Source organism: Collimonas sp. (assembly GCF_039923675.1).
Lineage (GTDB): Bacteria > Pseudomonadota > Gammaproteobacteria > Burkholderiales > Burkholderiaceae_D > Collimonas.
In genome coordinates this window covers 1-13,789 of the sequence record NZ_JBDTCG010000010.1, presented here as the reverse complement: position 1 = coordinate 13,789, position 13,789 = coordinate 1, and the positions used below count along the sequence as shown (strand labels likewise).

Here is a 13,789-nt window from a genome sequence, read left to right as displayed (position 1 = left end):
TGTTCCTGTGATAATGACTGAACCACTGCTGTCTGAGCAGCCGCTAAGCTCGGATCTGTTGCGCAAGATGAACGCCTACTGGCAGGCGGCAAACTATCTCTCGGTCGGGCAGATTTATCTATACGATAATCCGCTGTTGAAACTGCCGCTCCAGCTCGGGCATATCAAGCCACGCCTGTTGGGCCATTGGGGCACCACGCCGGGACTGAATTTCATCTATGTCCATCTGAACCGCGTCATCAAGCAGCAAGACCTGAACGTCGTCTATATCGCCGGCCCCGGCCACGGCGGTCCGGGCATGGTAGCCAATACCTACCTGGAAGGCAGCTATAGCGAGCTGTATCCTGATATTTCGCAAGACGAAAGCGGCATGAAGCGCTTGTTCAAGCAGTTTTCTTTCCCGGGCGGTATTCCCAGCCATGTGGCGCCGCAGACGCCGGGCTCGATTCATGAAGGCGGCGAGCTGGGCTATTCGCTGTCCCACGCTTTCGGCGCAGCGTTTGATAACCCCGATTTGCTGGTTGCCTGCGTGGTGGGCGATGGTGAGGCGGAAACCGGCGCGCTGGCGACCAGCTGGCATTCGAATAAATTTCTCAATCCGGTATACGACGGCGCAGTGCTGCCGATCCTGCACTTGAATGGCTACAAGATTGCCGGACCAACCGTGCTGGCGCGTATTCCCCACGATGAGCTTGAATCGCTATTCCGTGGCTACGGCTACACGCCGTATTTTGTCGAAGGGGAGGATCCGGCCGAGATGCACCAGTTGATGGCTGCCACACTCGATACCGCGATCGCCCGGATTCTAGAGATCCAGCGCGACGCGCGCGCCAACGGCTTCAAGCAGCGACCGAGCTGGCCGATGATCATCCTGCGTTCGCCTAAAGGCTGGACCGGTCCGAAGACCGTTGACGGCAAGCCGGTGGAAGGTACTTTCCGTGCGCATCAGGTGCCGATCGGCGACATGCGCCGCGCCGGCCACGTGGCGCTGCTGGAACAATGGATGAAAAGTTATCATCCGGAAGAGCTGTTCGACAAGAACGGCAAGCTGATTGCGGAACTGGCGGAACTGGCGCCCTCCGGCAACCGCCGCATGGGCGCGAATCCGCACGCCAACGGCGGGACGATGTTGCGCGACTTGCGCTTGCCCGACTTCCGCGAATACGCTGTCGAGGTGCCGCAGCCCGGCGCGATGACGGCGGAGGCGACCCGGGTGCAGGGCGAATTCATCCGCGACATCGTGAAACTCAATCCGTACATTTTCCGTGTCTTCAGTCCCGATGAAACGGCCTCGAACCGCTGGGGCGATGTGTTCGAGGTGAGCGACCGTTGTTCTACCGCGGAGATCATCGCGATTGACGATCACGTGGCGGCCGACGGCCGGGTCATGGAGATGCTGAGCGAGCATCAGTGCGAAGGCTGGCTGGAAGGTTATCTGCTAACTGGTCGCCACGGTTTTTTTTCCTGCTACGAAGCATTCATCCATATCGTCGATTCGATGTTCAACCAGCATGCCAAGTGGCTCAAGGCGGCGAATCATATTCCTTGGCGGCGTCCGATCGCATCCCTGAATTATCTGTTGTCGTCGCACGTCTGGCGGCAGGATCACAATGGCGCGAGCCATCAGGACCCCGGTTTTATCGATCATGTCATCAACAAGAAAGCGGAGATCATCCGGGTCTATCTGCCGCCCGACGCCAACACGCTGCTGTCGGTAACCGACCATTGCCTGCGCAGCCGCAATTACATCAACGTGATTGTTGCCGGCAAACAGCCGGAAATGCAATGGCTGGACATGCCGGCGGCGCTCCAGCATTGCGCCGCCGGCATCGGCATCTGGGAATGGGCCAGCAACGATAAAGGTGGCCGGCCGGATGTCGTCATGGCATGTGCCGGCGACGTACCAACGCTCGAAACCCTGGCTGCCGTGGCATTGCTGCGCCAGCATTTTCCAACCTTGAAAGTACGTGTGATCAATGTCGTCGACCTGATGCGTCTGCAGCCGCAAAGCGAGCATCCGCATGGCTTGAATGACCGTGATTTCGATGAACTGTTCACCGTCGACAAGCCGGTCATTTTTGCCTATCACGGTTATCCGGCCTTGATTCACCGTCTGACCTATCGCCGCACAAATCACAATAACCTGCATGTGCACGGTTACAAGGAAGAGGGCACGACCACCACGCCATTCGACATGGTCGTACTCAATGAGCTGGACCGTTTCCATCTGTTCGGCGACGTCGTCGACCGTTTGCCGCAATTGGCGGTGCAAGCTACTTACGCCAAGCAGTTCATTCGCGACAGGCTGTTCGCGCACAGACAGTATATTGAACAATATGGTGAAGATATGCCGGAAATCCGGAACTGGAAGTGGCCGCACGATGATATGAAAAATGGGGCGACGGACCTGTCGGCGCAGCAATCAACCACGCAAAGCGGCAAGCTGCCGCGCCCGGAATAATGATGGATACTCGAACTATCAGCACCCTCCATGACGTCGGTGCCGCTGTACACGCCGGTTTGGCCAAACTGTGCCTTGATGCACATTATCCGGCAACGGCTTCGCATCATCAGGAACACGACAGTCCCAGAAGAAACCATTTACTGGCAGCTTTGCCGGAAGAGGTCTGGCAGCGCTGGCTGCCGCACCTCGAAGCAGTAGAAATGCCACTCGGCCAAGTGCTGTACGAATCGGGCAGCGCCTTGAATTATGTCTATTTTCCGACAACGGCTATCGTCTCGCTACTGTACCTGCTGGAAAACGGCGCTTCGGCTGAAATTGCCGGCGTCGGCAACGAAGGCATCGTCGGCGTTTCGTTGTTCATGGGCGGCGAGTCGACGCCGAGCCGGGCCGTGGTGCAAAGCGCCGGACTTGGTTATCGGCTGCGCGCCAACATCATGAAGGAGGAGTTCAACCGTGCCGGCCCGTTATTGCATTTGCTGTTGCGTTATACCCAGGCGCTGATCACGCAGATGGCGCAAACCGCGGTCTGCAACCGCCATCACACGCTGGACCAGCAACTCTGCCGATGGCTGCTGTTAACCGCCGATCGCCTGCAAGGCAACGATCTGGTGATCACGCAGGAGTTGATCGCCAACATGCTGGGCGTGCGCCGCGAGGGCGTTACCGAAGCCGCCCGTAATCTGCGGCAGGCTGGATTGATCAGTTATGCCCGCGGCCATATCTCGGTGCTGGACCGCCATGGCTTGGAGCACCGCAGCTGCGAATGCTATGCCGTGGTCAAGCGCGAATGCCAGCGGTTGTTGCCCGCCAGGTTGGCGACCTGAGCCGGCAAATGGTTCGCTATGTGTGATAACGCACTGACAGCTGATACAGCCTGCGGGAAACTGTGGTTACGGACTTCAGCGATATGCCATGCACAGCAGGGGACGGCAGAAACGTTCTCTCGCCAGCCAGGTCTCGCCGATGCATATTTTTGTAACGCCAGTCGTGTTACGTGCTACGTGCTAACGACAACCAGGAGAAACTCTATGAATACACCATTTTTTTATAAAAAATCCCTTCGCAATGCCTTGATCGTTGCTGCATTTGGCGCCAGTCTCGCCAGCGGCGCGGTGATGGCCGCCTCAAGCGACGCTGCTGCGCCGCAAGCGCACAGCGATGGCGTCGCCGCTACGGTGACAGATACGGGTATCACCACAACGGTGAAAGCAAAACTGATGACTACCAACGGCCTGGAAAAATCAGACATCAGCGTGACGACCACTAATGGCGTGGTGACGCTGACCGGCACTGCCGGCAGCGCCAGCGCCAAATCGGCGGCAGAAATGACCGCCAAGGCGGTGGACGGCGTCAAGAGCGTCGACAATAGCTTGACTGTGTCGACTAACGGCATGGCGCCGAGCAAGGTCGACAAGGACGTCGCCAAGACCAAGCGCGTGGTTTCCGATAGCTGGATCACCACCAAGGTGAAGTCCGAGATCCTGGCGAACAGCGTGACCAAGGGTTTTGACGTTAGCGTGAAAACCAAGCATGGCGTGGTGGTTCTGGGCGGCGCGTTGGCAACCCAGGATGCAGTCGATCACGTGAAGGATATTGCTGAAAAGGTCAAAGGCGTGAAGAGCGTGGATACCTCGGCGATCACTGTCGCTGCTAAGTAAGGTTCAAACCTGAAAACCGGGCGGTACCCGGTTGGAAAATAGTAGAAGAATAGTAGAATAACCGCGGTCAAGCGTCTCCATGCGCTTGATCGCCAAATGCGTTGTACGCTTGCCGTATCGCTAGGCAGGAATGCGCCACGCATCCATAGATGACAAGAATTTTTCGCAAACACGACATTTCCAAGCCATGCCGACAGCTAATAAAATTTCTCACCGGATTGCCAATGTGGGCTGGCTTCGGCCTGCAGTGTTGGGAGCGAACGACGGCATAGTGTCGACAGCCAGCCTGGTGATCGGCGTTGCGGCGTCGCATGCGACGCATGGAAGTGTCTTGATTTCCGCCATTGCCGGGCTTACTGCCGGAGCTATGTCGATGGCGACCGGGGAGTATGTCTCGGTCTATTCTCAGGCGGATACCGAGGCGGCATCGTTGGCGGAAGAGCGGACCGAGCTCAGCGCCGATTACGCCGGCGAGACGCGTGAACTGATGGCGATCTATATGCGGCGCGGCCTTGATGCACCGCTCGCCATGCAGGTTGCACAGCAACTGATGGCGCATGACGCTATTGGCGCCCACGCACGGGATGAGTTAGGTATTTCAAAACACAGTGCTGCCAAGCCGCTGCAGGCTGCCATGTCGTCTGCCTGCAGTTTTGCTGCCGGAGCCGGCATACCGCTGGTTGCGGTAGCGTTGTCGACTCAGCACAACGTGATTCCTCTGGTGGCAGCTTCGGCCTTGCTGTCGCTGGCAATCCTGGGTACGCTTGCCGCCAAGGCAGGTAGCGCCAAGGTAATGCCCAGCGTATTGCGGGTGACCTTTTGGAGTGCCCTGGCCATGGCTGTGACAGCTGGCATCGGTACGATGTTCGGGGTCGCAGGTTAATCGACAATCTATAGAAAGCAAAGTATGAACCTGGCTTCTTCGAATTCTCTGGAAAAGAGCCCGCGCTATACATCTCCGGCAATTTTCCTGCATTGGATGGTAGCCATTCTTATCATCGGCATGATTGGCCTCGGCTGGTACATGATGTCGATCGAGGACGAGCCTGACAGCGGTTGGCTGTTCCAGCTGCACAAATCGATCGGCCTGCTTATCGTGGCGCTGGTCCTGCTGCGACTGGTCTGGCGCTTTACCCACCGCCCGCCCGCTCTGCCGCAGCAAGTTCCGGAATGGCAAAAAAAGGCGTCGGAAGCGCTGCATTGGCTGCTGTATGCCGCCATGGCAGTCATGCTGATGGTAGGCATTGCGGGCGCGTTGTCAAGTAAGCACGACTTGGTCTTTTTCGGACTGCCGTTGCCCAGGTTGTTGGCGCAAAATCATGATTTGTCAGAGATTTTTTTCAGCATTCACTCGGTATGCGCGTGGGTGCTGGTGGTGTTGATTTCACTGCATTTCCTGGCTGCACTGAAGCATTTGATCGTCAACAAGGACGGCCTGTTCCAGCGTATGTGGTTTTCCTGAGAACGGAAAGTCGAAACATGAAACGCGGTTGCCAGCCGCGTTTTTTTTCGTCCGTGCAAAGCCGATGTTTGTTCAAATTTCCCCTAAGTGTCGTACCGAACTGAAATCCATGCAGGCGGCGAGCATGCTCAATCTTCGTTAACCAGATTGAAAGCCGAACATGAAAACCGATATGCAAATGCAGCAGGATGTCTTGGCCGAACTGAAATGGGAGCCTTCGGTCAACGCCGCGCAGATTGGCGTCGAAGTCAAGGATGGCGTTGTAACGCTGGCCGGCCATGTCGGCAGCTACGCAGAGAAGTGGGATGCAGAGCGTGCCGCCCAGCGTGTCTCCGGGTTGAAAGCGCTGGCAATAGAAATCGATGTGACGTTGCCTGGATCCAGCAAGCGCAACGATTCCGATATCGCGCATTCGGCAGAGAATGTCTTGCAATGGATGACTTATTTGCCGGAAGACGCGGTCAAGGTGGTTGCGGAAAAAGGCTGGATCACGCTCTCCGGCGAAGTCGACTGGGAATACCAAAAGCAGGCAGCCACCGGCGCGGTCTGTCATTTGATGGGCGTTACCGGCGTCAGCAACCAGATCGTGATCAAGCCGAAAGTATCGCTGAGCGCGGTCAAATCGGAAATTGAAGCTGCCTTGAAGCGGCGCGCCCATATCGATGCGCAAAAAATCTCGGTTGAAATCCAGGGAGCCAATGTGACCTTGACCGGCACCGTCCATAGCTTTGCGGAGCGCGATCTGGCGCGCCATTCGGCCTGGGGCACGCCTGGTGTGCGGAATGTGGTGGACCACATCAAGATTGCCTGAGCGCCTCGCTGCAAGTGCCACGTCTGCCGTCGCCGGACGCGTTTTAGCTATCTCAGCTATCCCTGTATTTATCTTGGAAACATCATGGAAATAGAAAATTCGCCGTTTTACGTCTTTGACACCCACTCTGAAGCGGAGCAGGCAATTCAGTGGCTGCGCAGAGCCGATTTCGATGTCAAAAAACTGTCCTTGATCGGCAAGGGATATCACACTGAAGAGCATCCGATAGGCTTCTATACGGTGGCCGACCGCATCAAGACCTGGGGTGGCGTCGGCGCCTTCTGGGGCGGTATCTGGGGTCTGCTGCTTGCCCCGGCGGTATTTTTCTTGCCTGGCGTGGGATTGATGGCCATGGCGGGACCTGTCGTCAGCGAGTTGATTGCCACCCTTGAGGGAGCGGTAGTGGTCGGCGGCTTTTCGGCCTTGGGGGCCGCGTTGAGCCAGATTGGCGCCAGCAAGGAAGATGTCATCAAGTATGAAACTGCCTTGAAAGCAGATAAATATCTTCTCATGGTGCATGGCAGCGCCGAAGAATTGGCGCAAGCGCGCGCCGTAATGGCTACCCGCACCTTGTGGGCGACGGCTTGATCCGGGCTTAGGCTGCGCCGGATTGGCGGCGGCCACGAGCCCGTTTAATCGGGAGTAATGATGAAAGCATTTGTTTATGGCGGACCAGGTCTGAAGTCGCTCGAAGACCGGCCGAAACCAGAGATCAAGGAAGCAGGCGACGCCATCGTAAAAATGGTGAAGACCACTATCTGCGGCACTGATCTGCATATTCTCAAGGGCGACGTCGCCACTTGCGCACCCGGCCGCATTCTTGGCCATGAGGGCGTCGGCATCGTCGATTCGGTAGGCGCGGGCGTGACCGCCTTCAAGCCAGGCGACCGTGTGCTGATCTCCTGCATTTCATCCTGCGGCAAGTGCGAGTACTGCCGGCGCGGCATGTTTTCGCATTGCACCAGCGGTGGCTGGATCCTTGGCAACGAGATCGATGGTACGCAGGCCGAGTATGTCCGGACGCCGCATGCCGACACCAGCCTTTACCCGATTCCGGCCGGTGCCGACGAGGAAGCGCTGGTGATGCTGAGCGACATTCTGCTCACCGGTTTCGAATGCGGCGTACTCAACGGCAAAGTCGAGCCGGGCTCGACAGTGGCGATTGTCGGTTCCGGACCGATCGGGCTGGCGGTGCTGCTGACCGCCCAGCTGTATTCGCCGGCGCAGATCATCATGATCGATCTTGACGATAACCGTTTGCAGGTAGCGCGCCAATTCGGCGCCACGCATACCATCAACAGCGCCGACGGTAAGGCTGCCGACGCCGTCAAACAGCTGACCGGTGGCCGCGGCGTCGATACGGCGATCGAAGCAGTCGGCGTACCGGCTACCTTTCTGCTGTGCCAGGATCTGGTTGCAGCAGGAGGCGTCATCGCCAATATCGGAGTGCACGGACAGAAAGTCGATTTGCATCTCGAACGGCTTTGGTCGCAGAACATCGCCATCACCACGCGTCTGGTGGACACGGTCACGACGCCGATGCTGCTGAAAACGGTGCAGTCGAAGAAAATCGATCCGACGCGGCTCATCACGCATCGTTTCAAGCTGGATAAGATACTTGACGCTTATGACACCTTTGCCCACGCCGCCGAAACCAAGTCCTTGAAAGTGATTATCGAGGTGTAGTCAAAGCGATATGGCATCGTTTTTCTTCCACACAATGACTCTGAAAGAGGGCGCATGCATGCAAAAAGCGCCCGCAACCGACCATGCGTAATCCAATAAAAGCTTATCTGGTGGGAGGCGGCATCGGCTCCCTCGCGGCGGCGGCCTTCATGATCCGAGACGGCAGCATACCGGGCAAGGATATCTGCGTGCTGGAAGCAGCTTCTGTGCTGGGCGGCAGCCTGGACGGCGGCGGCGATCCAGCCGCCGGCTATTCGTTGCGAGGCGGCCGCATGTTCACCACCGATAACTATGAATGCACCTGGGATTTGTTCAAGTCCATCCCGTCTTTGGATGCGAAGGACAAAACGGTGTTTGACGAAACCGTCGAGTTCAATGAGAAATACCGCGCACACTCGCTGGCGCGTCTGGTTGACCGCTGGCGCGCCAAGGTTCCCGTGAGTTCGATGGGCTTCTCGATGCAAGACCGGATCGAATTGCTCAAGTTAAGCAATGCCGAAGAGGATACGCTGGGCACCGGCAGCATCACCGACTGGTTGTCGCCGTCATTCTTTGAAACGGAATTCTGGACCATGTGGTCCACCACCTTTGCATTCCAGCCCTGGCACAGCGCGGTTGAATTCAAGCGTTACTTGCATCGTTTCATGCTCGAATTTTCGCGTATCGACACCTTGGCGGGCGTCAAGCGCACGGCCTATAACCAATACGATTCGTTGGTGCGGCCATTGCACAGATGGCTTGAAGAGCAGGGTGTGAATTTCATCATGGACTGCACGGTGACAGATTTCGATCACGCTCTGGTGGCCGGTAAATTCGCAGTGACAGCCATCCATTGCCGGCGGCAAGGAGTACAGGAAGTCATCCGGGTAGGGGATGATGATCTGGTCTTCTTCCAGAACGGTTCGATGACCGACGCTTCCAGCCTGGGTTCGATGACGAGCGCACCGCAGCAGCTGAGCAAGACAGACAGCGGCGGCTGGGCGTTATGGGAAAAACTGGCCGCCGGGCGGCCGGAATTCGGCAATCCGGCGGCGTTCAACAGCTGTATTGCACAGTCCTGGTGGGAGTCGTTTACCGTGACGCTGAAAGACTCCGCCTTCTTCGATCAAATGATTCGATTCAGCGGCAACCAGCCCGGCACCGGCGGGCTCGTGACCTTCAAGGATTCAAACTGGCTGATGTCCGTGGTGCTGCCGCACCAGCCGCATTTCCAGCACCAGCCGGCCGATGTGCAAGTGTTCTGGGGCTATGCGTTGTTTCCCGATCGGATCGGCAATTACGTCAGCAAACCGATGAGCGAATGCAATGGCGAAGATATCTTGCGTGAGTTGTGCGGCCATCTCAGGTTCGACCTGGGGACGGTCGAAGCGGCGATCTGCATACCCTGCAGAATGCCCTACATCACCAGCATGTTCATGCCGCGCAAACACAGCGACCGGCCGTTGCCGGTCCCTAAGGAATCGAAGAACCTGGCTTTTGTCAGCCAGCTCGTCGAAATTGCCGATGATGTGGTGTTTACTGTCGAATATTCGGTGAGGGCGGCGCAGATGGCGGTGTATGAATTGCTGGAAATCGATCGCCGGATACCGGTCGTTAGCGCACACGATCAGTCTATCCGGGTGCAATTCGAAGCGTTGCTCAAATCGCTGAAGTAGTACGGCGTTGCCACGCGGCGAAATTGCCTGGACGACTTCGCCGCGGGACATAAGTGTAAATGTATTACCGTGCGGATGGCAGGGTTGTCAGTGGCTCCCTCAAGCCGTCGCGGCTTGTGCCGCTTCATCGATAAAGCTTGCAATTTCTTCCGGCATCGACGCCAGAGATGCGTGGCCGGACGCCAGCGTGATGATCTTCTTGGCGCCGAGTTTGTCGGACATGATCTTCTGGCTGATCGGCGCAATCATGTGGTCATTGCTTGAGATCTGGTACCAGGATGGCTTGCTTTTCCACGCCGGCACCGTAATCTTGTCGCCGAAAGTGCCGACGATTGGCGCTTTCTGCGTAATCGCCATCACCAGGCCTTCTTCCGCAGTCAGGTCCTGGCAGAAGCTTTCGTGGAACTTGTCCTGCTTGATCCAGAGATAGCCGTCGCTATCCACCGTCAGGTTGGCGGCGCCCGGCGAAGGATTGGCGCCGGCGACATCGCCCGGACTTTCCCCGGCGTCAGGCGCAAAAGCGGCGATGTAGACCAGGCCGACCACGTTAGGCTGATTACCCGCTTCCGTGATCACTGCGCCGCCATAAGAGTGCCCCACCAGCAGCACCGGTCCCTTTTGCTGCGCAATCATCTTGCGGGTGCGCTCGGCATCGTCCGCCAGTGAAGTCAGCGGATTTTCCACCGCGTAAATGGATTTGTAGCCCTTCTTATCCAATAGAGAGATGACCTTGCTCCAATGCGCCGCGCCACCCCAAAAACCGTGTACGAGAATGATGGTTGGTTTGTTAGGCATTTGGACACTCCTTCTGATCTGAGATCATTTGGTTGAAAAATTGCTTGAGAAGATGGTTTGTCGGGAGACATTGAAAAGGTCTTCCGGCCCAATCTCAACGCTGCTCCGGCTTCGCATTTTGAGTGTATGTGATGAGAGGCCTTGTCAGGAAAGCCGGTACTCAGGATATGCGTCAACCGTAAATGCATGGCCGTGCTTTACTCCCGGCAATTCAAGAAAAGATACGGATGGACGTTTGATTGCGGGATTGATATATTGTTAAATAACAATCGCGAATCTGCGTGATACACAATAAGGCGGAGGCACTATGAAATTTCTGAGACAGCCGTTGTTGTGCGACGAATGTAAAAAACCAATAGAGGAATACGCGCATGGAATGATCGAGTGGCTGGAGGATGGGAGCGCCATTTCGGAGGTTCGCGTCGTCCACAATCCGGCGCATTCTCCGACGGGGCGTTGCTATAAGCATTTGTATCACGCGAAAAGACGAGAGCTCCATCTGGCGGATATTTTGAACAACGAAGCATTGCGAAAACAGCTTGAAATAACTGACTGAGGCCCATGCGGATAGGGGCGCGGCAGGGCAGTTGAGTATGTACTAGCGATGAAAGCGATTTTGCGGAAATAATGAAAAAAAGGCTCTCAGAACTGAGAGCCTTTTAGATATTGGTGCCCGAGGCCGGAAATTGAAGTCTATTAAAATCAATGGGTTATGAATCTTGTTCGTAAAATATGGGAAGTTCTTCACAAAGATGAAAAAATGTCGCTATTAAAGCCAGATGGACAATAAAGCCGTTGCGAGTTTGAAACAGGGTGGCGACTTTCAGTTTCTCATCACTGGTTCGATTCCAGTAGTAGCCGGTTCGATTCCCGCCGCCTCAACCAATACACACCAGCCCAGACCGCACCAGACCGCGCAGATAATAGAAATTGCAAAAACTGTGCGGTCTGGGAAAGTCTCAATAGGTCTGCACTTTCACCCAGATTTCGCCCACGTTAATATCTGGCTATGACAAAAGGCGACGTCCCAACCTGTCGGAATTGATATCTACCTCACAACGCTCGAATCAAAGTGCGGATTTTCGATTAGACCGAGCAGATTGCCGAACGGATCCTTCAGTTCCACAACACGGATCGCCTCGCCAACGTCTTGGATCGGTTCGTGGATGGTCGCGCCGAGAGCAACGATGCGCACTACTTCATCGTCGAGATTGTCTACCCCCCAATACGCCGAGCAACCGTTAGTTCCAGGTTCGCCATCTGGAACCAACCCTAGTTCAAAGCCGCCAATTGAGAAGCCAACGTAAAATGGCTCGTCAAAATACGGGGCGCATCCGAACACTTGGCTAAACCATGCCTTGGCACTCATAAGATCAGGTACTGGATACTTGACGGTGCGAAGTCCGTGAATCACGATTATTCTCCTTGTAGATAGATGAAGTTCTCATGATGCCATCATGCACAGCAATCGGATTGTAAAAATGGAAGCTATGTTATCTATGAAACCGGGTAGCGAAGGCATCCGGCGAACTGCCCGAAAATTCCTGGAATTCATGGATGAGATGGGACTGGTCGAAATAACCAAGATCTAGCGCCAATTGCGACCAGTCAATCTGCTTCTGACGAGCCGACTTAATCTGCTGTGCGGCACTGCGGAAACGGCAAACTCTGGCAAATACTTTGGGAGAGATGCCAACACGGGCGCGAAATTGTGCCGCTAGATGTTGACGTGATACACAGAGGGAAAGCGCTAGAGATTCCACTTTGAGTAAGCCATTTGAATTTTCGATGGCTGCGATTGCACTTTCCACAATGTCCCAGGTAGACCTCTTTTGTTTCGTGTGTAAGCGGAGAAGTAAGTGCTGCTCCAGCCTATCTAGGCGCTCCCTGTCCGACAACTGATGTGTCCACAGATTATCTGCAATGTGCTCGGTGGAGTCATGACCCCACAGTTCGCGCAGGTTTGCACGTTGATTCGTCAATTCGTCTAAGGGTAAATCAAAAAAATAGCCCGCTGCACCAGGTTTGAATCGCACAGCGTAGGTTTTCACGAGGCCCACCGAAGGGACGTTGATCGGTGCGGTCATCATACCAACGGCAAAGCTTGCGTCCTTTTGGTCTTGCCATAAAATATCGATGCCATTGTCAGGCAACACCTGATGTGAATACGGAGCAGTTAGCGTGCTGACGTGACAAGTCCACAAACAGGTAACGTAGGCCTTTAAAGCTTGGCTAGGAACGTATTCTTGGTAGAAAATCATCGGAGTCAATGGCTAATAGTTTGGGAATTCTCCGAGTTTAGCTGACATAACCGTTTCCCCCCTCCAGGTGCGTCATTTTGCGTCGCGATTCGTCGACATGTTTTAGCCCTTCTACGGTGGGTTCCCCCTATGTGCATCTATTTTAAAAATTTGAGTCGAAAGCGCCCCATTTAGCGGCCAGGCGTGGAGTGGGGATGACTGCGCCGCGCCGGTCTAAATAATGTTATTATTAATGATTAGACAATCATGCTATGACACAATAATTTGCAATTCGTTATGCAGATTTCGGTGTAATGTATCAAATAGACAAAGCTGTATATATAATTCCGCAGGGTAATTTTTTATATCTTATTGAAAGATCGCATGAGTGACGCCGCAAAAACACTACAGAGCTTGATCCAGGACCGTCAGCACAATAGGATTTTGCGTGTCTCGTTCATCAATAAGGACGGTCCGAAGGCCGAGTTGTTAATCAATCGCCTGGATGCCAGCGAGGCGCTAAGCCGGGACTTTTCTTACACCGTCGAATTACTGAGCAACGACGCACACATCCCCTTAAAACTCATGATGGGCAAGCAGCTCTGCGTAGAGCTGATTCGCAGTGACGGCACACCCAGGTACTTCACTGGGTTCATCGACAGCTTCAGATTGAAACGTACAGATGGAGCGGTTGCATTTTATGAAGCCCATCTCGTGCCATGGTTAGCCTACCTCAAAGCGGGGAAGGACAGCCAAGTGTTTCATCAACTGTCCCTGCAAGAATTGACAGCGAAAGTGTTTGCCGATTACGGCGCACTCGCGACCTGGGATTGTGCGGTACACCATGATGACCCGAGCGTCACCGAAAGAATAATGTTCAACGAATCCCCGGCTAATTTTTTGCATCGACGCTGGGAAGATTTGGGATGGCATTATCACTATGAACATACCGCCAAAGGCCATACGTTAAAACTGTCGGACGACTCCACCTATGTCGCTGCGATAGATGGCAAATCTG

13 protein-coding genes and 1 pseudogene are annotated in these 13,789 nt (G+C 55.1%); 11 read left to right on the top strand and 3 right to left on the bottom strand.

What is annotated here, in order from left to right; genetic code table 11:
• Positions 1–13: 13 nt before the first annotated feature.
• The 9 genes and pseudogenes from ABI171_RS01660 to ABI171_RS01620 form a co-directional block, all read left to right on the top strand.
• Complete coding sequence (locus ABI171_RS01660) at positions 14–2,461, top strand: phosphoketolase family protein (protein ID WP_348090879.1); 2,448 nt, start codon at positions 14–16, stop codon at positions 2,459–2,461.
• A gap of 152 nt (positions 2,462–2,613) precedes the next feature.
• Positions 2,614–3,288 (top strand): Crp/Fnr family transcriptional regulator, encoded by a 675-nt coding sequence (locus ABI171_RS01655; protein ID WP_348090949.1) that lies wholly within the window; start codon positions 2,614–2,616, stop codon positions 3,286–3,288.
• 204 nt (positions 3,289–3,492) lie between these two features.
• Entirely contained in the window at positions 3,493–4,122 is a 630-nt protein-coding gene (locus ABI171_RS01650) for a BON domain-containing protein (protein ID WP_348090878.1), read from the top strand.
• A gap of 187 nt (positions 4,123–4,309) precedes the next feature.
• Positions 4,310–5,005: a VIT family protein gene (locus ABI171_RS01645; protein ID WP_348090877.1), complete on the top strand. Its 696-nt coding sequence runs from the start codon at positions 4,310–4,312 to the stop codon at positions 5,003–5,005.
• Positions 5,006–5,029: 24 nt separating this feature from the next.
• Entirely contained in the window at positions 5,030–5,584 is a 555-nt protein-coding gene (locus ABI171_RS01640) for a cytochrome b (protein WP_348090876.1), read from the top strand.
• A gap of 160 nt (positions 5,585–5,744) precedes the next feature.
• Positions 5,745–6,395 carry a BON domain-containing protein gene (locus tag ABI171_RS01635; protein ID WP_348090875.1) on the top strand — a complete coding sequence of 217 codons (651 nt, stop codon included), beginning with the start codon at positions 5,745–5,747 and terminating at the stop codon, positions 6,393–6,395.
• Positions 6,396–6,479: 84 nt separating this feature from the next.
• Positions 6,480–6,983, top strand: a complete 504-nt coding sequence (locus ABI171_RS01630) for a DUF1269 domain-containing protein (RefSeq protein WP_348090874.1) — start codon at positions 6,480–6,482, stop codon at positions 6,981–6,983.
• A 60-nt stretch (positions 6,984–7,043) separates the two neighbouring features.
• The gene (locus tag ABI171_RS01625) at positions 7,044–8,081 is read left to right on the top strand and encodes a zinc-dependent alcohol dehydrogenase family protein (RefSeq protein WP_348090873.1); all 1,038 of its coding nucleotides are present in this window, start codon (positions 7,044–7,046) and stop codon (positions 8,079–8,081) included.
• Between the two features lie 74 nt (positions 8,082–8,155).
• A pseudogene (locus tag ABI171_RS01620) lies at positions 8,156–9,736 on the top strand (oleate hydratase); the annotation flags it as partial.
• Positions 9,737–9,835: 99 nt separating this feature from the next.
• On the opposite strand, the gene ABI171_RS01615 reads toward ABI171_RS01620, so the two are convergent.
• Entirely contained in the window at positions 9,836–10,531 is a 696-nt protein-coding gene (locus ABI171_RS01615; protein WP_348090872.1) for an alpha/beta hydrolase, read from the bottom strand.
• Positions 10,532–10,838: 307 nt separating this feature from the next.
• Between ABI171_RS01615 and ABI171_RS01610 the strand changes: the two genes are divergently transcribed.
• Positions 10,839–11,087: a hypothetical protein gene (locus tag ABI171_RS01610; protein ID WP_348090871.1), complete on the top strand. Its 249-nt coding sequence runs from the start codon at positions 10,839–10,841 to the stop codon at positions 11,085–11,087.
• 492 nt (positions 11,088–11,579) lie between these two features.
• On the opposite strand, the gene ABI171_RS01605 is transcribed toward ABI171_RS01610, so the two are convergent.
• A complete protein-coding gene (locus tag ABI171_RS01605) occupies positions 11,580–11,945 on the bottom strand; it encodes a VOC family protein (RefSeq protein WP_348090870.1) in 366 nt (121 codons plus the stop codon).
• A 79-nt stretch (positions 11,946–12,024) separates the two neighbouring features.
• Positions 12,025–12,792: a DUF6597 domain-containing transcriptional factor gene (locus ABI171_RS01600; RefSeq protein ID WP_348090869.1), complete on the bottom strand. Its 768-nt coding sequence runs from the start codon at positions 12,790–12,792 to the stop codon at positions 12,025–12,027.
• 363 nt (positions 12,793–13,155) lie between these two features.
• Between ABI171_RS01600 and ABI171_RS01595 the strand changes: the two genes are divergently transcribed.
• Positions 13,156–13,789, top strand: a 634-nt coding sequence (locus ABI171_RS01595; RefSeq protein WP_348090868.1) for a contractile injection system protein, VgrG/Pvc8 family, incomplete at its 3' end; no start/stop codon positions are given.